Here is a 21,025-nt window from a genome sequence, read left to right as displayed (position 1 = left end):
GCACGCCTCATCGCTGCCGGTTTAATAAACTAGAACGAGTGCCGTGTGCCGTCGTATTACGATGGCGTGGCAGCGTCGCAATATTCAAAGTGCCGTCGATTGGTTTCTCAACCTCGGCGCGGCGTCAGCGCCAGCCGGTGCTTCAAACGTTCGAGATGGTGGGCGAACGCGCGGTGGCCGGCCTTGGTCTCGTCGCGGAACTGCGCGAGCCGCTGTTGTCCCGCCGCGGCGAGGCGCTCGCGCGTGCCCTCGGCACGGAGGCTGACGATGGCGTCGGCAAGCGAGTGCGGGTCGTCATAGTCGAACAGGATCGCGGCATCGCCGGCCTGCGCCTTGAAGGCCTCGGGGTAGATCACAGGCGTGCCGACCGCCCAGGCCTCCATCGGCGGCAGATTGGTCGGGCCGAAATAGCTCGGCATCACCAGCGCCGAGGCGCCGCGATAGAGTGCGCCGAGCTCGGCGGACTCGACGAAGCCGACGATCGAGATCTGGTCCGACAATCCGTAAGTGCGGATTGCCGCATCGATCTTGTCGCGGCCGCCACGATCCGAGCCGCACAGCACCAGCCGTTCGGTGACGCCCCGTTCGCGCAAGTGCGCGAGCGCCGCGAGCAACGTCATGTGGTTCTTGTGCGGCCAGAATTGCGCCGGATAGAACAAATAGCCCGGCTCGAGCCGGTATCTCGCCAGCACGGCCGCGTCGGCGGCGGCATCGAGTGCAGACCTCGTGACATAGGTCGACGGCGAGAACGGGATGCAGACCGCGCGATCCCGCTCAATCGCATAGCGGCGGGAGAGATCGTCGACCAGCGAAGGTGCGTTCACGATGACCACCGCGGCCTTGGTGCTGGCAAGTCCGAACAGGATCTCGCGGCGCTCGAACTCGCCGAAGCTCCTCACTTCCGGAAACTCCGGCGCGTCGCGATGGCAGCCGTCGAAGATCGTGATGATGAAGGGAAGCTGGTTGAGCAGCAGGTGCCGCTTCGAGGTCGAGGTGAAATGCACGACATCGATGCCATCGCGGATCAGCGTGCGCTCAAAAGCCGATTTCAGCTCCAGGGCAAACTGGACGAGGTCAAACGGCCCAATATATTTGAGAAACAGGTAGGCGTGGTCGAGCGCGCCGAACTTGAGCAGGCGGGCCGCAACGCCAAACTCCTTCAGGATCTCCAGCGTCTTCGGATAGGGCGAGTAGACCACGATCTCGTTGCCGGATTCGGCCGCCCAGTCCCGCAGCCAGAGCATGTCGTTGAGCGGCTGCTGAAAGCCGCCGCCGACCTCGAGCGCCTGCTCCAGCATGATCGCGAGCCGCAGTGCTCTCACGGCGTGCCGCTCTTTCTGGCGATCGAGTAGGCCGCCCAGATCTTCGAGTTGGGGGCGTCCTGCGTCAGCCATGCGGCGTGGTTGGCGGGCTGGAAGCCACTTGCTTTGAGCGCCGCATCGATCTCGAACGGAAACCAGTAGCGCATGCGGTGCGCTTCATCGACGCGCCGTATCGTGGCACGATCCGTGTCCTCGCAGAACAACGTGTAGGTCACGGTGACGGTCGCTGCCTGTTCGTCATGGTCGGATTGCGCGATGCGGGTGAGCCGCAGCGGCTTCTGCTCGATCACCTTGACGCGGGTCTCGACGCCTTGCGCCAGCACGGCGCCGCCGTACCAATAGTCGAAGAAGAAAACGCCATCAGGTTTCAGCGCGGCGTGCGCCGTGCGAAACATGGCCGCCAGTGCATCGCGGCTAGTCTGGTAGCTGGCGACGTGAAAGAGCGACACCACCGCGTCGAAGTCGCGCTCGGGGCCGGTCTCACAGGCATCGCCCTGGCGGAACGGAATCGAGAGCCCGGCCTGCGCCGCACGCGCCTTGGCACTTGCGATCATCTCGTGGCTGAGATCGATGCCGGCAACGTGCCACCCGTGGCGGGCAAACGCGAGCGCATGCAGGCCGGTGCCGCAGCCGAGATCGAGCAGCCTGCCCGAGGAGACACCGTGGTCGCGCAGGCGCGCTGCGACGAAGGCCGTCTCCGCCGCATAATCCTTGTCCTGATATAGCAGGTCGTACCAGGGCGCGTAGTCGGCGAAGACAGTCACGCCAGGATCTCCTTGAGCGCCTGCGCGGAGCGCGCGATCTCGTCGTCGGTCAGGCCGAGTCCGCTCGGCAGGTAAAAGCCGCGACGCGCGATGTATTCCGCGTTCGGATGGCTCTCGCCCTGCATCAGGCCCATTTTGCGAAGCACGGGCTGCTCGTGCATGCACCAGAAGAACGGCCGCGTCCCAATGCCCTTTTCGCCGAGACGGCGGATCGCCTCCTTGGCGTCGAACGGCACGTCGTCGTTCAGCACAATGCCGTAGACCCAGTAAATGTTGTCGGCATAGGAGGTGTGGGCGAGCGGACGGCGGATGCTGTTGAGACCGCCGAAATGCTCGTCATACAGCCGGCCGATCCGGCGCTTGAGTTCGACCGTGCGCGGCAGGCGTTCCACCTGGGCGACGCCGAGCGCGGCCTGGAGGTTGGTCATGCGCGCGTTCCAGCCGAACTCCTCGTGGACGAAGCGCTGCTGCGGCTGGAAACAGAGATTGCGATAGCCTTGCAGGCGATCGGCAAGGGCGCCATCGTCGGTGAGGATCATACCGCCTTCACCTGTCGTGACGTGCTTGTTGGGATAGAAACTGAAGGTCGAGACTTCGCCGAAGCTGCCGCAGGGCGTGCCGCGATAGGTCTGGCCGTGCATCTCGGCGGCGTCCTCGATCACCTTCAGATCACGCCTGCGGGCGAGCGCCAGGATCGGTTCGAGATCGACCGGCAGGCCGTAGATGTGCACCAACATGATCGCGCGCGTGCGCGGCGTGATCGCGGCCTCCACGCCCTCGACCGTCATGTTCCAGGTCGCGGCATCGCAGTCGACGCCCACAGGCACGAGACCCGCGCGCACGATGGCTGCCGCGCAGCTGATGATCGTGAAGGTCGGGAGGATGACCTCGGAGCCTTCCTCGAGGCCGAGCGCATGGACGGCGATGTCGAGCGCGACCGAGCCGTTGGTCACCGCGATGCCGTGGCGACGTCCGGCAGCTTGCGCCATCGCCTGCTCGAAGCGCTTGATGAACGGTCCTTCCGAGGAGATCCACCCCGTGCGGATGCATTCGGCGAGATAGTCGGCCTCGTTGCCGTCGAGCAGCGGCGTGTTGACGGGAATGAACGGCGCGCTCACGGACGACATCACAGATTGGGACCCTTGATCCGGATTTCGGACGGGGCGGCCTCGGGGAAGCGGGTCTTGTCGTTCTCGCCGGAATAGGGGCCCTGCTTGATCTCGAACATCTCGAGCGGCTCGAGCACGTGGAAGCCGTGGGCGCCGCTGCAGAGCAGGATGATGTCGCCAGCGCCGAGCACGCGGCTTTCCAGATATTCTTCGTCGACGGTATAGAAATCGACCTGGAGCTTGCCCTTCTGGATCAGGAGCACTTCCTGGGTGTAGTGCACCTCTCGCGTCACCTTGTTGTGGCGATGCGGCTCGATGCTCTTACCCTTGGGATGGCTCATATAGGCGAGCTGCTGCGACAGTTCCGGCGAGGAAAAGAAGTGGACACCGGGCTCGCGAAACGAGGCGCGCACGATGATCGCATAGAGCTGATCGCCGAATCGAACATGTTCGACGTGTTCCATCTCAGGCCTCGACAAAAATAGCTGTGATTAGAGTGATATAGCGTCAGTTTCCGGCACTTTGGCCATTTTGGCCGGGACCGTCAAGGGTGGACCGTAGCTAGCAGGCGAGGCGGCCGGCTCAGGTCGAGCGACGTTGGCATGTCAACGCTTCGATGAACGAGCTGCGCTCGCCTCATCGTCGCGGCGAATGCGCGCGAAGAGAGGTAAGGCTCCCCTCGGCGCGTCAGGACGATCGAGCGGCCTTGTCGAGTGCGTGAACAATCGTCTGCATCGTCTCGACGTCAAGATAGGGATGCATCGGAAGGCTGAGAACTTGCTGGGAGACGCGATCTGAAACGTCTGGTTCGCCAGCGATACGGCACAGCGACCGATAGGCCGGCTGCTTGTGCACGGGGATCGGATAGTGAATTGCCGTCGGCACGCCAGCGTCCTTCAGTGCAGCGACGACAGCATCACGTTTGTCCGTCTTCACCGTAAACTGGGCCCAGACGCAGGTCCGATCATTACGAACGACCGGAGCCTGAATACCGGGGATCTCCGAGACCATGTCGCGATAAGTTCGCCCGATACGGATCCGCTCTGCGATCTCCCAATCGAAGATATCAAGCTTCGCAAGGATCACCGCGCACTGCAGCGTGTCCATGCGACCGCCCACACCAATGCGCGTGTGATAATATCGCTTTTCCTGGCCATGGGTTCGTATCTCCCTCATGGCTTTCGCCAGCGCGTCGTCGGAGACAAAGATCGCGCCGCCATCACCGAAGCAACCGAGGGGCTTGCTGGGAAAGAAGCTGGTGCAGCCTATCGAGGAGACGTTGCAGCTCTTGCGTGAGCGGTACTCGGCACCAAAGCTCTGGGCCGCGTCCTCGATCACGGGAATTCCGTGTTTTTCGCCGATCGCGTTGATTTCGTCCATGTCAGCGGTAGCGCCGTAAAGAGATACTGGCATGATCGCCTTTGTGCGCGACGTGATCGCGCTCTCAATCTTTTCGGCGTCGAGATTGCAGGTGTCCGGCTCGACGTCGACGAGCACGGGGGTTGCGCCAAGCAAAACGATGACCTCGGCGGTCGCGACAAACGTAAAGGGAGTCGTGATGACTTCGTCACCTGGTCCCACGCCTAACGCCATCAGGGCAATCAGAAGCGCTTCAGTACCCGAAGCCACACTGATGCAATGCTTGGCACCGGTGTAGGTGGCGAGCCGCTGCTCCATCTCGGCGACTTCAGGGCCCATAATGTACTGGCCGTGGTCGAGCACGCGTTGCATGCGCACGTCAATCGTCCCTCGAATTGATCGCAGCTGCGCCTTCAAATCAATAAATTCCATGGGCATAACCAGCTTCCTTCCGAAGTGAGATTGCAGGCTGCGGCCTTAACAGAAAAGGCTTGCGCCAGACCTTGTCCCGAGCATCTCGCCAATTCCGCTTTACCGGACCTGGGGCGGTCTTAACAAGGTCCAGTGTCGGCGACGCAGCGTCTTCTTGGCAAAAAAAATCTTGGCTTTGGCTGGTTCTGCTCCCCGAGATGGGTGTCGAGGGAGGACCGGTCACGATATGTCGCTCGATCGGGATTCAGCCGAAGAACCCAAGGATTTGTTCAATGCGCCGGCGAAAGGTGTGGGCAGCGAACGTCCTGGTTTGGCCGGCCTGGGCAATGACCACGCGCGCTGCCTCGTCGGCGAGATAATGATCGATCATGGCAAGGCAATCGTTGGGATCGCGCCATGTCGCGACCTCGCGTTGAGGTGCAAACAGGGTATCCAGATTGTCCTTGAAGTCGGTGAGCAGGAATGTGCCAACGCCGGTCGCTTCGAACAGTCGCGCATTGCCGGCGTCGAGGCCGGCCATATCGATGTGCGAGTTGAGCGTGACGCGTGAGGCGCGCAGCGCCTGGTACATCGCCGCGCCCCACACCTCGCCTTGGTAGCAGCGGTGCAGCGGTGAGGAGGTGGGAAGCGTGTCCAGGCCGCTACCGAACAGTTTCAGATCATAGCGCCGTGCCACCGCCTCGAGCTGCGCGACGCGGCTCTGGTGATCCGCTGACACCGTACCTACGAAGGTGACATCGAATTGCTGTGGTGGCGGTGGCGGCAAGATGTCGAGAATTGCAGGCTCGAAGGCAAGATGCACCAATTCAGCGCGGGCGCCGTGCTTACGGAAGAATTCGACGACTGATCTCATCTGCGAGACCATGAGGGCATAAACCGACCAGTCCTCGCCGCGCGGCGGAGAGATGCCGGTCTGGCCGATCAGGATCGGGTGTCCGATCTGTTTGATCCGGCGCGCGAGGCGGGTGTCGACGTGAAACAGATCCTGGTTGAGGACGAGATCAGGCTTGAAGTCCTCGATCTGGGCCAGCAAGACCTTTTCCGCTTCCGGATCGAGGCGCGGGCTCAGTCCGACCTGGCGTGCGAGCGGCCGCAGCACCGGCTTGAATGGCGCTACCGTGCGCTGCAGCCAGCCCGGAATGGCGCCGCCCGCCGGCCGGGCGCCGGGTGGTGGCGGCTCGGCGACGGCAATGCCGTGCTCGCGCGCCCATGCTGCTCTCATCCAGGGATTGTTGACATGAATATCCGCTGCGGCATGCCCGAGGCCGGCAAAATTGCGCGAGTAAAAGTCCGCGACGCCGAACAGGCTGCCGTTCCGCACGGTCATCTGCGCCGCGTAGGTCTCGTTCTCGAGGTCCGGTCGCTGTCTATAGAGCCATGCGAGAAAGCGCGGATAATCGGCGTTCAATGTGAGGACACGCATCAGTCAGACCTTCGGGGGCAATCAGGGAGGTCAATAGCAGAATGCGGCGCGAAACAGAAAACCTGTCAAATTGTCAGGAGCGGCAAAATCGAATTGGTGGTTCCTATCCGTAGCACTACGGCACCGCAGGAGTGCGCCCAAATTTCTCCACGGTCGAGAAGAATTAACCGAAATCGCTCACGATGGACGACGACTAGTCCGGCACGGGCCAATCTCACCGTTGGCTGAAAGCGTATCCGTGCCGGCTTCGCCGCTGGTGGAAAGATGAATTCGAAAACGGCTCAGGACGACCTGCTCTCGGATGACTTGTTCTACACGGTTACTGGCCGCAGCATCGCGGGCAGCTACATCCCTGTGAGTTCCGGAAGTTCCTCGTCCAGCGGCTCAGTTTCGGGCTCTTCGATGTCGGTCTCCTCGGGCGGCATCACGATCAATCTTATCCTGGATGCAGCCGCGCAGGCTGCGCCGGCCAGCTTTAAATCCGGCTTGCAACAAGCCGTCGCAATCATGGCCGCCAACATCACCGACAAGATCACGGTGAACATCAACATCGATTATAGCGGAACCGGAGGTGGCGCTGCTGCAGGGCCGGATTCAGGATATTACGAGAATTACTCCTGGGTCCGCTCCGAGCTGATCAACAATGCGAGCGCCGGCGATACCACTTTCGCGAACCTCCCGACGGGCTCTTCAATCCAAGGTCAGTCAAACGTCGCAGTCTGGAATGCTGAGCTCAAGCTCTGGGGCGTCATCGGTGCCAATGACACAACAACCGACGACGGGAGTGCCACCTTTGCCACGGACATTAACTCGAACCTCCTGGTGGGCGTCGCGCTACACGAGCTGACGCATGCGTTGGGGCGAGTGCCCTACGGATCGGCGCCCGACGTTTTTGATTTCTACCGGTTTGCCAGTCCAGGCGTACGCCTCTTTTCAGGCGGCGCGACCGCGCCTGCCGCGTACTTTTCGCTGGATGGCGGGAGCACGAAGCTGGCGGACTACGGCCAATATTCCGACCCCAGTGATTTCCTGAACACCGGTGTGCAAGGGGCGAACGACCCGTTCAATGAATATTATACCGGCAGTACCGCTCAGGGGCTGACTGGTATCGATTTAAAACAGCTCGCGGCACTCGGGTTTCATCTCACGAGCAATACGCCGGTCGTGATGGAGGCCTTCGGCTTGACCGAACTGGTACGGGCTGGCGGCTACTATTTTCTCGATCCGGTATCCGGTGGAACCGGGCCAGAACTGAAATACGCAGGATCGGGTGTAGTGGCCGGACAATCCGGCACGTGGGCACCGATTGGCACGGAACAGGTTGGGGGCGGTTTTGAGGTCGTGTGGAAGAACGCCGCTGCGGATCAGTATACCATTTGGACGACCGACAGCGGGGGCAACTTTCTCTCGCTGCTCGCGGCAAATGTGTCCGGCACGAGCTCGATTCTAGAGAATTTAGAAACCACGTTTCATCAAGATCTCAATGGTGATGGCGTCACTGGCCCGATCACAAGGGCGATCGAGGCGTTCGGGTCGACAACGTTGGAGCAGGTCGGAGCAAACTACTTTCTCAACCCTGCCGCGGGTGGAACAGGGCCTGAACTAAAATACGCTGGATCGGCTGTAGCGGCCGGACAATCCAGCACGTGGGCACCGATTGGTGCGGAGCAGGTTGTGGGCGGTTTCGAGGTCGTCTGGAAGAATGCGGCCGCAGATCAATATACCATTTGGACAACTGACAGCGGAGGCAATTTTCTTTCTCTGCTTGCAGCCAACGTGTCCGGCATGAACTCAACTTTGGAGAATCTGGAAACCGCCTTTCATCAGGATCTCAATGGGGATGGGGTTACCGGGCCGGTCACTACGGTGATCGAGGCGGTCGGGTCGACAGCGTTGGTGCAGGTCGGATCGAACTACTTTCTCAACCCTCTCGCGGGCGGAACGGGGCCCGAACTAAGCAACGCCGGGGCGGCTGTTGTGGCTGGACAAGCGGGCACCTGGGCTCCCATTGCAGCGGAGCAAACAGCAGGCGGTTTCGATGTCGCGTGGAAGAATGCCGCCGCGGATCAATATACAATTTGGACGACCGATAGCGGCGGTAATTTTCTCGCTTTGCTTGCAGCGAATGTATCCGGCACAAGTTCAGCTCTTGTGAGCCTTAGCGCCACCTTCCACCAGAATCTAAGTGCTGCGAGCGGCATTTCCGCAAATCAACAGCCGGCATCGCCGACTCCCTCTGGACCTCAATCTCCACAGGAAGAGAACTTTTCCTTCCGACAAACGACCGGCACAAGCCATCCGGCCGATGTAAACGAGCTTATCCTCTCCCATCAGTCGACGCCCCAATCGACATGGGCAGCGGCCCAGCCACAGGTCCACCAAATGTTCGACTCTTCTGTGAATACCATCGACAACCATGCGGTCGATCCGCTCAACCATGCTCTCGTGTACGATCATTTGGTTTTTGTATAGATCTCCCGCGCGGCGGAAACCGAAAACTGATTTTCAAGGGACCACACCTGCGTCTTTAGACGCTGGCAAATCTTGCCGTCTTCACCCACATTCGTCCGGCCGTTCGAGCTCCTACAATTGGAACTGATGCGCTCTAACCCTTCGAAAGACTAAGACATAGCGCGTTTACTTGTGTCATAGCCGACGATAGGCAATAGCTATGAATTCCCGCCCGGTGCGACTTACGCCACCATGTTCCCGGTCGCGAGATCATCGGCTCCGAGTCTTGTCGTCTTGAGCAGCGTTAGGTCTGCCAATTCGTTTCTCGGGCAAGTACGAAGGACTGCGCAATGTCATAGCGATGGGATCGTCGCTAGCTTTGGGGGAGCAAATGGTAAAGCGCTCAGTCGGCCGATCGGGCTACTACGCAGGTCTGTTCGGATTGGCTGTTGCAGCAATTGCAATTGCCGGAGTGCTACGGTTTACGCCGCGTTTCATCCCCCCGCTTAATGCGGCGACCGCAACCGGATTGTCTTCCTACCTCGGAATTCCAGCCGTAGTCGAACACAAGAACGCGGGCTTCTTTCAGCCTTACTCCGCACTGCGTGCGGGTGTTCGCTTACGCTATGTGCGCAACATCTTTTCGACAAACCAGCCGGATATGATGTGGTTTCCTGCGGACATCGGCGGACGGCAGATCCTGTCCTGGCAGACGTTCGACGGCGCCGATGGCCTCTGGGGCATTTTCCCAGGTCAAGAGGTTCAATTGGTCGATGATGTTCTTTACGACTTCGGGGTAGGTGCACCTTTCGTAAAGATCCGACGGGCCGGCAAGCCCGACGGCTATCTCACGCTCGAGACAGTGCTCGGTGAGACAGAGCCCGTCGGTGGAGACTTGGTCGTGGCCTCCGATCCGGACCGCTTTTTCGCCAATGCTTCGATCAAGGTCGACGGAGTGAGGCTCTTCGAACAGACGGTCAATCATGACCGAACTGAGTTTGCCCGGCTAATAGATCTGTTGTCGAAGCCGGAGCGCTACGCCGCGGAACTGTCTGGCGGCAATCAAGGTGGAGTTCATCCGCTCTTTGCTGCTTCCACGGCGCGGGGGATGCTGTTCACCGCTCTTGGAGAGGATATTCCGTCCGAACAAAAAGCTGCTGCCGTTGCCGCGGCGGAAACGTTTGTGCAGAGCTACGTCATCGGCCAGAAGCACGAAGTTGCACCGGGTCTCTTCGCATGGCCTTACCAATTTGAATGGACCATCAACTGGGGGATCAAGCTCAGTCCTCCCTGGTACTCGGCTTTCGCGAACAGCCAGGTTCTGAGCGTCTGCGCACTACTCTACCGCCTCACGGGAAAAGACAAATACAAGGCGCTCGCTGAGGACGCGTTCAAGTTCATCAGAACGCCGATCGCACAAGGTGGCGCGGAATACGAGGTGGCTGGCCTTAGGCTGCCAGCCGAATACGTCTATCCAACCCCGCCCATTCCGAATGTGCGCGTCTTTGATGGCGAGCTCGATACCGCAATTGCAATCTTCGATGCGGCGCGCCTCCTGGGGAACAGCGATATGCTTCGGATTTCTGCACGCTATTTCGCGAGCCTCTCCATGCAACTCGATCTCTACACAGCTCCTGACGGCGACTTACGTTTCTCTATGTACGGCGGCACGATGCCTGATGGTTACCGCTGGCCTATGTGGGCCATGTTGCAGGCCGCCGGTATCATCAGCAAGGATCGGCGATTTACCGAAGCGGCGCGGCGGCTGACCCCGTTCGTCGGGAAGGCTTGGTGCGACCAATATGGTTGCTAGATTCATCGACGTATCGCCTGCCTACTTTTGCGAGCTATATTGCGCGACTACAGCTTTGGGGGTGTGCTTTGATTCCTTGTTGGATTTTGGGAGCCGTTCTCGTTTATTCGGTTGGTGCGCTGGGAACTTTGGGCAAGTTTTATCGTGACCGCGGCGGGGCATTGCTTTTTCGGCACCTGCTCTACGCTGCGATGTGGCCTGCGTGGTGGCTCGTCACGCAAGGGGTGAGCGCCACGCTCGAGGGCATGGGGCACGTTGCCTGGGAAACCGATCGCAGAGCCATCATCTCGATTGCCATAGGCCTGTTTACGGCGGGCTATTACTTGTCGGCGAACTGGTCGTCCTGCACCGGTCTCGTCGATTGTTTGGGTCTTACCATGCGAGCCGGAGCGCTCCTCGTTGCCCCACTGAGCGTCATCTACTGGATGGTTCACATCGTAGTCTGACGATGCAAACGGCGTTTAATCGGAAACCTCGAGCTCGAAGCGGCTATCGGGCCGTGCATAGGCCCGCAGCATTTCCTTGGCGATGAGGTCGGGGTTGTGCCAACGCTCGACGTATCGTCGTGACTGCTGTCCGCGCCATTCCCACTCAGAACGACGATCGAGCATCGCGGCGATACTTTCGGCAAGATTGCCGGGGTCGAGATTGAAGACCGGAAGCTCCTGCCTCATGGCCTCGGGGACGAACTTCAAGTCGCTCTCGCGGACGTAGCAACCGACCGGTTTACCCATGGCCATCATTTCCACGGCAAAGCCTCCGTACCATCCGGCCAAGACCTGATCGATCGCGATATCGGCGGAGCGATACAGTTCGAGTGCTTCGTCGTGGGATTTCTTCTCGACCAGGACGAGCTCGAAATCGTAGCTGGATTCCAGCTTCTTCAGCGCATCGAGAATGAGCGGCGTCCCCTTGATGCGCCCAACGCTCGGCGCATGGACAATCCTGGGCCTGCCGCGCGGCGAAGGAGGCGTGACTGCGTAGTTGCCAATTTCCACATTCGCATAGGGCAGAAATTGCGCGGTGGTCGCGATGTGGCCGAGCTCCGGATTGAGATAGAACACGCGATCAAACAGGGGAAGCACGTTCGCCGCAAGATGGCGCCGCTGTTGGTCCAGCACGCCGACGCAGCGCTGAAACAGCTCGCAATGCTGGCTCGCGCACATGGTCCACTCGTTTCTTCGGTTGCCTTCCTGCGCCAGCCGGACGTCGCACCCTTGCAGCGTCATGAACAGCTTCTTTCCGAGCGAGCGGCAAAGCCGAAGGTCGGCGCTCGTCAATCGGCTGATGATGCCGTTCATCGTCTTGTTACCAGAGACCGGAAATCCGGGCAGAAGGAAGGTCTGTCCGAAATAGAAGTGCAGGACGTCGTAGCTCCACTCCTTGAGCAGGCCATAGGCGATGCTTCGCATCGCGACTTCGGCGAAACCCGCTTTCTCCCCCGCAAGCACGACGTCGGCGGGATATTTCAACCAGGTGTCGTTGCGGATCACGAGTTCGCTGGCGGCGCCAAGCCGGCGCTCGGCGCGAGAGAGCACCCAGGGTTGGTTCCCGACGTTGACCGGACCATGAAGAATTTTCATGGCGTGCCGACCGGCGGCTGAGGCCCGCTCTGCAAGAGATGATGCTCGTTCACAAGCGTGTCGATCCGCTTTTCAAGCCTTGCATTGAGTTCGTCGGGAAAGCGGGCGGTCTCCGCATAGAGTCTTCCGAGGCGGGCGGCCACAGCTTCGATGCTGTAGTACCTCTCTACATACTGGCGTCCGCTTCGGCCGATGGCTTCGAGGTCAATCTTGCCTTGCAGGCACTTTTTGAGCGTGTCGTAAATCTCACCGGGAGATGTCTTGATAATGGGGCACGTCGCCGGATCGATCATCATGCGATCGTTGCGCAGATAGCAGAGAACGGGCCTCGCCATCGCCATTGCTTCAAGGGCGGTGTAGCCGTGAAAGCCTGCTACGAATTGATCGGCGACCACATGGCAGGCGCCGAACAACTCCAGGACCTTCTTGTTGGAGACGCCCTGGATCGACACGAGCTCGATCTTCTCACCTTCCGCGATCAATCGATCGATCGCCTGCATGAGGTGACGCGTTCCCTTGAAATGACTGTGGTTCGGCGCATGCGCGATCCTCAAGGTCTCGCCGGCCCGAAAAATCGGCGGAATCGCGACGAATTTGCTGATGTCGAGCGGCCAATAGTGAATGTCGCGGCAGCCAGGCACATAGGCCGTCATATCGCCCATGGCGATTTGCGCCGTGGCTCGCCCGGCGAGCCGCTCGAGCGAGGAGCCGAGCGTTTCGGTGGTGCAAACACAATATTTTCCCGGCTGCGGGCATTCCTCGCACAGGTTTGGGGTGCCCAGGGCTAACGTCAGCTCCTGGCTCCTGACGTCCGCGCCGTACGCATAGGTGTAAAGGCGCTTGCCTGACCTCGAAAGCAGATCGAGCTCGTCCGGATTGATCCCGTAACGTTGGTCGCTCAGAAGCAGGCCTCGATCGTAAAAATAGTTGAAGATATCGAAGCGCAGCAAAGCCCATGCGAACACGAGCCAGCGAAACAGCGCCAGGCTTCGTCTGCTCCGCGTCAGTCTGAGCGCGCCCTCGAATAGAATGAGGTTTATGTCGAATGATCTCGTGATGTAGTAGGTGTTGAAGACGAGCGACGATGAACGGAATCCGAGCAGGCGGTCACAGCGGGCGAGGATGGGAAGTGTCAGAATCGGGGTGGACGCCCAAAGCGTACGGACTGTCCCGCGCGCGAGTCGTCTCTGCGTGGCACTCCGGGCCTTCTCGACCACAGCATTCGTCAGCTTGAGAGCGGCGTTGGCCTTCGCGAGGCGGTAGTGCTTGAGCATCGAAGCCCGGAAGCCGGGCTTTGATGGTTCCCGGAGGCCTTGGCTCAAGCGCTGCGGTCCTTCTGAAGGCGTTGCCCGGCGCGTGCCCTTCTCAATCGGTGCTGCGGTCATGTCAGAGATCATCGTGCGCCAGTTGCATCCGTCATATCTACCCCAATTGCAAGTCCTTGATGGGCCCCCCGGGAACGCTTTGCCCCGGCATCTCACCCTGACAGGACGCATGACAACAATGATTTTCCCCGCACGCGCAGCTCGCTCTTGTGCGAAACTTTCGGGACCGGCCGACCATGTGCGCGCCGACCAGGTTGACGTTCATCGCATGAACACGCTAGGGTCCGCCAACAATTTTGCATTGGTGCCCGGTTGCGCTTGGTTTGAAGGGTTCCGACGGTCCTTCTTTCTGCGGACACGGGCCCGCAATCGTCGACAAGATAGGTGAGCGCGTGTGCGGGATCTTCGGCCTCCTTAGCAAGACCGGACCGGTTGATGCGAAGCAGGTGGAGCGGCTCACCGATCTGGTTGCCCACCGCGGGCCCGACGGACGGGGCGTGAGGGTGAATGGCAATGTCGGCTTGGGCCACCGACGGCTGGCCATCATCGATCTGAGCGACGACGGCGCACAGCCGATGCGCGACCGGTCTCTTCCGATCTGGATTACGTATAACGGCGAAATCTACAACTATCTTGAACTTCGGGCGGAGCTCGAAGCGCTGGGGCACGTCTTCCATACCGCGTCCGATACCGAAGTCCTTTTGGCGGCCTATATCCGCTGGGGCACGAATTGCCTCGAGCGGTTCAATGGCATGTGGGCCTTCGCGATCCACGACGAACGTGACAATTCGCTATTTTGCGCCCGCGACCGCTTTGGCGTGAAGCCGTTCTACTATGTCAACACCCCGGCGCAGTTCGCATTCGGCTCGGAGATCCGCCAACTCCTTCCCTTGATCGAAGGGGCGGTCGCAGACGACGATCTGGTCGGCGAGTTTCTCGTGTGTGGTCTGACCGATCATACCGCTCGAACCTTCTTCAAGGGAATCGAGAAGCTGCCTCCTGGACACCAGATGCGCGTCGACGTGTCGACGGGCCAAATTGAGATCGCACGATACTATTCCCTCTCTCCTGGTTCGACGGCCGCCGGCGCGGATAACGCCGTCCAGCAATTGAGGGACCTGCTCGATGATGCCACCCGTTTGCGTCTGCGCTCTGACGTTCGCGTCGGAACCTGCTTGTCGGGCGGGCTGGATAGTTCGAGTGTCGCAACGCTCGCCGCACGACGTCATGCTGCGAGTTCCAATGAACGCTTTTTCGCGATCACAGCCGTCAGCGAACAGGCCAGCAACAATGAGGAGGCGTATGCGGCCCAGGTCGCAGCCAGCGCCGAACTGAATTGGTTGCGCACCAAGCCCAGCTATGAAGACTTTGCGTCTTCCGCGGAGGCGATGCTGGACGTGCAGGAAGAACCCTTCGCGGGTCCCTCGATCATGATGCAGTACGAGGTCATGAAGACCGCGCGCGCGAACGGGGTGACAGTGCTCCTGGACGGTCAGGGTGGTGATGAGACCTTGCTGGGCTATCATCGTTACTACGCCGCGTGGCTGCGTGAACACTATCGCCAGGATGGGCTGCGCGGATTTGTCCGCGCGTTCAAGGCCGCAATTGAGGCCGGAATTCCGGCCCGGCGTATGCTGATGTACTTGTTCGGAGCGAGCTCAGCGAGCCTGCGCGCGACGTTCTATCGCTGGCGCTATTCCTTCCTGAGAAATCCGGATCTACCCGATGCGCTGCGCCGTTTCGCGCGCACCACGAGAGACCCGCAAGCCATGCAAGTGCTGGAGATCACCGAGACGAACTTGCCGATGCTGCTGCGTTTCGAAGACAAGAATTCCATGCGGTTCGGGATCGAAACGCGCCTGCCGTTTCTCGACTACCGTTTTGTCGAGTTCGCGCTGCGGCTGCCGACGCGGATAAAGCTGAATCATGGTTGGACCAAGTGGCCGTTGCGCGCGGCGGTGACTGACATGCTCCCGGCCGGCATCTGTTGGCGGAAGGACAAGATTGGCTTTGCGGCTCCCGATAAACTGTGGCTAACGCGTCACTCGGCCACGATGTACGACAAGGTGGTCGCCAGTTCGCTTCTTCTCCGTTACGTCGACATGCCGGAGCTCAAGAAGAGATTTCATCGGCTCGATCTTGGGATGCGCTGGAGACTCTACTGCGTGGCGCTCTGGGGCGAACGTTTCCGGGTCCAGGCTCCATGATGTCCTTGATGATCGGAGAGGCCGCGTGGTCGACCCTGGCGGCCGCGTCACCATGAACATCTGGTTGCTGCATCCATTTGCGGGCGGACCGGGATTGGGCCGACATTGGCGGCCGTTCTGGCTCGCAGACGCTTGGGGCAAGATGGGCCATTCGGTCGTGGTGGTGAGCGCCGGCTTTCATCACCTGCACAGAGAGCCCCGCGCGCCGGGTCCTCAGCGGATTGAGGGCGTCGATTTCTGGTTTCTGGACACGCCGCGCTACGGCAAGGGTAGTGTTGGCCGTCTCTGGAACAATTTGAGTTTTGGGACGGGGCTGAAATCGAAATCGGGATCAATTGCCAAGCAGTTCGGTGCGCCGGATATCGTCATCGCGTCGAGCCCGCACTTGTTCTTCGTGGGGGCTGCGCATGCAATCGCGCGGCGCTTCGGCGCGAAGTTCTGGGTCGAGGTGCGCGATCTCTGGCCGGAGAGCATCGTGGCGCTCGGGATGACCCCGGCATGGCATCCGCTGATGAAAGCGCTCGGCTGGATGGAGCGCTCCGCCTATCGTTCGGCGGACCGCGTCATCTGCCTGCTGGCTGGCGCGGAATCCCATATGCGCGCGCGCGGACTGCCGGCCGGCAGGTTCACCTGGATTCCCAATGGCGTTTCAGAGGGGGAAATCCAGAGCGCGCTGAGAATAGATCACCTCGACCATCCGCTGATCGATCGTATCCAGCAGATGAAGCGGGCGGGCAAACGGGTCGTCCTTTACGCGGGCGGTATGGGGCCGCCCAATGCGATGGAGGTCATCATCGATGCGGCGGCCGCGCTCGGGAAATCAAGTTCCGAAATCCATTTCATCCTGATCGGCTCGGGCACGTCGCGCACCGAACTGAAGCAGCGGGCCGCAGGCCTTGCCAACGTGGAATTCCACGATGAAGTTGAGCGGGCAGTTGTGCACGGCATGCTCAATGCATCCGATTGCGCAGTCGTGTCCTTCCATCGGAATGCGCTTTATCATCACGGTATCAGCCCAAACAAACTGTTCGACTATTGTCTCTTCGCGCCGCGCATTGTCATCGCCTGCGAAGACCGGGCGCTCGCCGGGCTTGAGGATCTGGTGACCTCGCGATGCGCGCCGGATGATCCTGCGGCGCTTGCGGCCTGTCTGGCATCGGCACTCAAGGATCCGGAGCGCCCGCCGGATGATCGGCTGGCGGTCGCGCGTCAGTACAGCTATTCGAGGCTCGCGGCGCGCTACCTCGAGGAAGCGGTCACTTCCGAATGAAATGTGACTTGGATGATACAGGTCATTTTTAAAAATGTATGTCTTATCAGTTACTTGCATTGTTCATGGCGTGAACGAATTCGCTTGACGTTCACCGTCTGAACGCGCTACCTCCCGGTCCAGCAGGGGGTAAGATGGCGGGTACGCTACCAACCGACGAAAAGGACAGCGATCGGCTCGTGCTCGGTCTGCTGACCTCCGTCGAAGCGGACGGCGCGCGATCGCAGCGGCGGATCGCCGCCGAGCTCGGCGTCGCGCTCGGCCTCGTCAACGCCTACCTCAAACGTGCCGTCAAGAAGGGCTTCGTTAAAGTCGGCCAGGCTCCAGCGCGGCGATATGCCTACTACCTCACGCCGCAGGGCTTCTCCGAGAAATCCCGGCTGACGATTCAATTCCTTTCGGACTCATTTTTGCTCTTCCGCAAGGCGAAGCAGGAATACGCGAAGATCCTGGACCGTGCCCAGGCGCTCGGCTTCAGGCGGATCGTGCTCGCCGGGTACTCCGACCTGTGCGAGATCGCAATCTTGAGCGCGGTCGAGGGGCCCGTTTCAATCGTCGCTATCGTCGATTCCGATGCGGCTGCGGCGGGAAGCTTCATCGGCGTCAAGGTCGTGTCCTCCTACGCGTCGGTTGGCGAGCCTTTTGATGCGGTGGTCGTGACCCATCTGACGGCTGCGCGGAAGGTGTTTGACGACGCGGTGGGTCAATTCGGGGCAGACAGGGTGCTCGTGCCCGATCTGCTGAGCTTGCGTCCCAAACAACAGCAGGGAGTGGTCTGATGACAACGGATCGCGCCAGTTGGTACGTCGCGCAGACGCACGTCAATTCCGAGGCAAAGGCGGCCGCCAATCTCGAGCGCCAGGGCTTCTCCATCTATCTTCCGCAATACCTGAAGCGTCGCAGCCATGCCCGGAAGATCGAGACCGTGGCGCGCCCGCTCTTTCCCCGTTACGTCTTTGTGGCCATCGATCTCGCGGCACAGCGATGGCGCTCAATCCAGTCCACCCTTGGCATCTCGCATCTTGTCTGTGTCGGAGACCGGCCGGCTCAAGTTGCGGACGGCGTTGTCGGTGCGCTGAAGGCGCGCGAAGACGATGCGGGATTCATCAAGCTTGCAGCCCGGCCGGCCTTCTCTGCCGGCGACAAGGTGCGGATCGTCGAAGGTGCATTCGTCGACAGTCTTGCGCTTGTGGAAGACGTGAGCGATCACCATCGTGTCGCCGTACTTCTGAATTTGCTCGGCCGCAAGGTGCGTGTGTTTGTTGGGGCGGATCTGATCGCCGCCGCGTAAGTCCGTCTGCCACTTGGCAGGCGTCGTTGAAAATTTGGCTCGGGGAGTGAAGGTCGTTTCACCCCGAGTGCGGTAGCTTGCCTGAAGCAAGCGCGAAGCTTGAAAGAGAGTTCCATGACGACCTATGCGTTGATCGGCGCGGCCGGCTACATCGCGCCAAGGCATATGCGGGCGATGGCCGAGACCGGCGGCAGGCTGGCGGTGGCCTATGATCCCAATGACTCCGTGGGAATTATGGACAGCCATTTTCCCGATGCGGAATTCTTCACCGAGTTCGAGCTGTTCGATCGTCATGTCGACGCGCTGCGGCGCGGCGGCAGGAAGCTCGACTACATGAGCATCTGTTCGCCGAACTATCTCCACGACGCTCATTGTCGGTTCGCGCTCCGCTCGGGCGTCGATGCCATCTGCGAGAAGCCGCTGGTCCTCAATCCCGGCGATATCGACGACCTGGCTGCTATCGAGCGCGAGACGGGACAGCGTATCTCCACCATCCTCCAGCTGCGTTTGCATCCCGCCATCATTGCGCTGCGAGATCGCTTCGCTAACACCAACAAGCGCCACAAGGTTGAGCTGACCTACATCACCTCGCGCGGGCGCTGGTATCATACCTCCTGGAAGGGTGCGGGGGATAAATCAGGTGGCGTGGCCACCAACATCGGCGTGCATTTCTTCGACATGCTCAGCTTCGTGTTCGGGCCCGCCAGCCGCAACGAGGCGCATCTGCGCGAAGAAGAGCGGGCAGCGGGCTCGCTCGAGTGCGAGCGCGCCGACGTCAGCTGGTTCCTGTCGCTCGATCGCAACGATCTGCCTGAGAGCGTCAAGGGCAAGAAGACGACATATCGCTCCATCACCGTCGACGGCGAGGAGGTCGAGTTCTCCGAGGGCTTCACGGATCTGCACACGCGGAGCTACGAAGAGATCGTCGCCGGCCGCGGCTTCGGCCTGGATGAGGTTCGTCCCTCGATCGACATCGTCTCGACCTTCCGCCACGCGCCGATCGTCAGGAGCAACGGCGTTCACGCCTTTGCCCAGCGGGCGATGCACAAATGAGCGAGATGCGCGAGGATCCGCGCTTTCCCGGCGTCTTGATCCATCAGTCAAGCTATGTCGACGACGGCGCCGTGCTCGGGCGCGGTACAAAGATCTGGCACTTCTGCCACATTCTGCCGCGCACGGTCATCGGCGAGAATTGCTCGATCGGCCAGAACGTGATGATCGGTCCAAACGTCAAGATCGGCAACGGCTGCAAGATCCAGAACAATGTCTCGATCTATGACGGCGTCGAGCTTTCTGACGACGTGTTCTGTGGCCCGAGCTGCGTCTTCACCAACGTGAACAATCCGCGCGCCGACGTCTCGCGAAAGGATGAGTTTCGCAAAACGCCGATCGGGCGCGGCGCGAGCATCGGAGCGAATGCGACCATCGTTTGCGGCCATTCGCTGGGAGAGTATTGCTTCATCGGTGCCGGTGCAGTGATCACCAAAAACGTTCCGAACTTCGCCTTGATGGCCGGAAATCCGGCGCGAAGGCTCGGCTGGATGAGCACGGCCGGTGAGCGGCTGGGAGGGGATCTCGTTTGCCCACGTACCCATCGCCGCTATGAGCTGCGCAACGAAACGCTTGTGGAAATCGAAGGCTGAAAAACATGGATATTCGCGGTAAAAAAGTCGTCGTCATCGGCGGAGCGGGGCTCATCGGGTCGCACGCGATCGACCAATTGACCAAGACCGATGTGGGCGAAATCGTCATCTACGACAATTTCGTACGCGGTACGCACGAGAATCTTGCCGGGGCGCTGCGCGATCCGCGGGTCAGGATCTTCGAGGCCGGCGGCGACATCACGCAAACGGATATTCTCGATGCTGCGCTGAAGGGAGCCGACGGCGTTTTTCAGTTCGCAGCGCTCTGGCTCTTGCAGTGTCATGAATTTCCGCGGACCGCGTTCGATGTGAACGTGAAAGGGATGTTCAACATCCTCGATGGCTGCGTGCGCAACGGTGTCAAGCGGTTGGTATGGTCGTCGTCGGCGTCGGTTTATGGCGACGCGGTCGAAGAGCCGATGACCGAAGATCATCCGTTCAACAACAAGAACTTCTACGGCGCCACCAAGATCTGCGGCGAGGCGATGGCACGCGCCTACCACTTCCGCTACGGCCTCGACTATGTCGGCCTGCGCTACATGAACGTGTATGGGCCGCGCCAGGATTACCGGGGCGCCTATATCGCCGTCATCATGAAGATGCTGGATGCGATCGACAAGGGAGAGGGCCCGACCATTCTCGGTGACGGCTCTGAAGCCTTCGACTTTGTTGCCGTCGAGGATTGTGCCCGCGCCAACCTCTGCGCCATGGGAGCGGCTGCGACGGATCGCTTCTACAACGTGGGAACCGGCAAGCGCACCTCGTTGAAGCAAATCGCCGAGAAGCTGCTGAACCTCACCGGTTCGAACCAGCCGATCAACTATGCCCCTCGCAGCCAGGCCACGCTTGTCCGCAACCGGATTGGATCGCCCAAGCGCGCGCAGGAGGAGATCGGCTTCACGGCGGCAATCGATCTCGATGAAGGGCTGCGCAGGCTGATCGACTGGCGTCGAAGCCATATCGACCAGGTCGACCAGCGCCGCGCCAAGGCGCAGATCTAGAGTTTCCTGACAGGCCATCGCGGCAAGAGGAT

17 protein-coding genes are annotated in these 21,025 nt (G+C 60.5%); 9 read left to right on the top strand and 8 right to left on the bottom strand.

Going from position 1 to position 21,025, the window contains the following annotated elements; translation table 11 throughout:
* Positions 1-107: 107 nt before the first annotated feature.
* The 6 genes from L6639_RS30740 to L6639_RS30715 form a co-directional block, all read right to left on the bottom strand.
* A complete protein-coding gene (locus tag L6639_RS30740) occupies positions 108-1,322 on the bottom strand; it encodes a glycosyltransferase (protein WP_237865124.1) in 1,215 nt (404 codons plus the stop codon).
* Entirely contained in the window at positions 1,319-2,086 is a 768-nt protein-coding gene (locus L6639_RS30735) for a class I SAM-dependent DNA methyltransferase (protein ID WP_237865123.1), read from the bottom strand. The genes L6639_RS30740 and L6639_RS30735 overlap by 4 nt, the downstream gene beginning before the upstream one ends.
* Positions 2,083-3,213, bottom strand: a complete 1,131-nt coding sequence (locus tag L6639_RS30730) for a DegT/DnrJ/EryC1/StrS family aminotransferase (protein ID WP_237865122.1) — start codon at positions 3,211-3,213, stop codon at positions 2,083-2,085. Before L6639_RS30730 ends, L6639_RS30735 begins: the two co-directional genes overlap by 4 nt.
* Positions 3,213-3,659, bottom strand: coding sequence for a cupin domain-containing protein (locus tag L6639_RS30725; RefSeq protein ID WP_237865121.1), 447 nt, complete (start codon positions 3,657-3,659; stop codon positions 3,213-3,215). Before L6639_RS30725 ends, L6639_RS30730 begins: the two co-directional genes overlap by 1 nt.
* A 223-nt stretch (positions 3,660-3,882) precedes the next feature.
* The gene (locus L6639_RS30720) at positions 3,883-4,986 is read right to left on the bottom strand and encodes a DegT/DnrJ/EryC1/StrS family aminotransferase (RefSeq protein WP_237865120.1); all 1,104 of its coding nucleotides are present in this window, start codon (positions 4,984-4,986) and stop codon (positions 3,883-3,885) included.
* Between the two features lie 244 nt (positions 4,987-5,230).
* Positions 5,231-6,409: a CgeB family protein gene (locus L6639_RS30715; protein WP_237865119.1), complete on the bottom strand. Its 1,179-nt coding sequence runs from the start codon at positions 6,407-6,409 to the stop codon at positions 5,231-5,233.
* A gap of 264 nt (positions 6,410-6,673) precedes the next feature.
* On the opposite strand from L6639_RS30715, the gene L6639_RS30710 reads away from it, so the two are divergent.
* Together L6639_RS30710 and L6639_RS30705 are read left to right on the top strand one after the other, a co-directional pair.
* Positions 6,674-8,881 carry an NF038122 family metalloprotease gene (locus tag L6639_RS30710; protein WP_237865118.1) on the top strand — a complete coding sequence of 736 codons (2,208 nt, stop codon included), beginning with the start codon at positions 6,674-6,676 and terminating at the stop codon, positions 8,879-8,881.
* 370 nt (positions 8,882-9,251) lie between these two features.
* Complete coding sequence (locus L6639_RS30705) at positions 9,252-10,673, top strand: D-glucuronyl C5-epimerase family protein (RefSeq protein ID WP_237865117.1); 1,422 nt, start codon at positions 9,252-9,254, stop codon at positions 10,671-10,673.
* A 461-nt stretch (positions 10,674-11,134) separates the two neighbouring features.
* Here L6639_RS30705 and L6639_RS30700 read toward each other — a convergent pair whose 3' ends face one another.
* Together L6639_RS30700 and L6639_RS30695 are read right to left on the bottom strand one after the other, a co-directional pair.
* Positions 11,135-12,256, bottom strand: a complete 1,122-nt coding sequence (locus tag L6639_RS30700; protein WP_237865115.1) for a glycosyltransferase family protein — start codon at positions 12,254-12,256, stop codon at positions 11,135-11,137.
* Positions 12,253-13,578, bottom strand: coding sequence for a glycosyltransferase (locus tag L6639_RS30695; RefSeq protein ID WP_237865114.1), 1,326 nt, complete (start codon positions 13,576-13,578; stop codon positions 12,253-12,255). Before L6639_RS30695 ends, L6639_RS30700 begins: the two co-directional genes overlap by 4 nt.
* Before the next feature lie 326 nt (positions 13,579-13,904).
* Here L6639_RS30695 and asnB point away from each other — a divergent pair, with 326 nt between their 5' ends.
* The 7 genes from asnB (at position 13,905) to L6639_RS30660 (ending at position 20,993) form a co-directional block, all read left to right on the top strand.
* Positions 13,905-15,788, top strand: coding sequence for an asparagine synthase (glutamine-hydrolyzing) (gene asnB / locus L6639_RS30690; protein WP_237865113.1), 1,884 nt, complete (start codon positions 13,905-13,907; stop codon positions 15,786-15,788).
* 52 nt (positions 15,789-15,840) lie between these two features.
* The gene (locus L6639_RS30685) at positions 15,841-17,058 is read left to right on the top strand and encodes a glycosyltransferase family 4 protein (protein ID WP_276576256.1); all 1,218 of its coding nucleotides are present in this window, start codon (positions 15,841-15,843) and stop codon (positions 17,056-17,058) included.
* Positions 17,059-17,192: 134 nt separating this feature from the next.
* On the top strand, positions 17,193-17,837 hold the full coding sequence (locus L6639_RS30680; RefSeq protein WP_237865111.1) for a winged helix-turn-helix transcriptional regulator: 645 nt from the start codon (positions 17,193-17,195) through the stop codon (positions 17,835-17,837).
* Positions 17,837-18,349: a transcription termination/antitermination protein NusG gene (gene nusG, locus L6639_RS30675; RefSeq protein WP_237865110.1), complete on the top strand. Its 513-nt coding sequence runs from the start codon at positions 17,837-17,839 to the stop codon at positions 18,347-18,349. Before L6639_RS30680 ends, nusG begins: the two co-directional genes overlap by 1 nt.
* 114 nt (positions 18,350-18,463) lie before the next feature.
* Positions 18,464-19,402, top strand: a complete 939-nt coding sequence (locus tag L6639_RS30670; RefSeq protein ID WP_237865109.1) for a Gfo/Idh/MocA family oxidoreductase — start codon at positions 18,464-18,466, stop codon at positions 19,400-19,402.
* A complete protein-coding gene (locus tag L6639_RS30665) occupies positions 19,399-19,992 on the top strand; it encodes an acyltransferase (RefSeq protein WP_237865108.1) in 594 nt (197 codons plus the stop codon). Before L6639_RS30670 ends, L6639_RS30665 begins: the two co-directional genes overlap by 4 nt.
* Positions 19,993-19,997: 5 nt before the next feature.
* Positions 19,998-20,993: an NAD-dependent epimerase/dehydratase family protein gene (locus tag L6639_RS30660; protein WP_237865107.1), complete on the top strand. Its 996-nt coding sequence runs from the start codon at positions 19,998-20,000 to the stop codon at positions 20,991-20,993.
* Positions 20,994-21,025: the final 32 nt, after the last annotated feature.

Origin of the sequence: Bradyrhizobium zhengyangense (assembly GCF_022012555.1) — a bacterium.
In the GTDB taxonomy this organism is placed as follows: domain Bacteria; phylum Pseudomonadota; class Alphaproteobacteria; order Rhizobiales; family Xanthobacteraceae; genus Bradyrhizobium; species Bradyrhizobium zhengyangense.
This window is presented reverse-complemented; position numbering and strand designations above follow the sequence as displayed.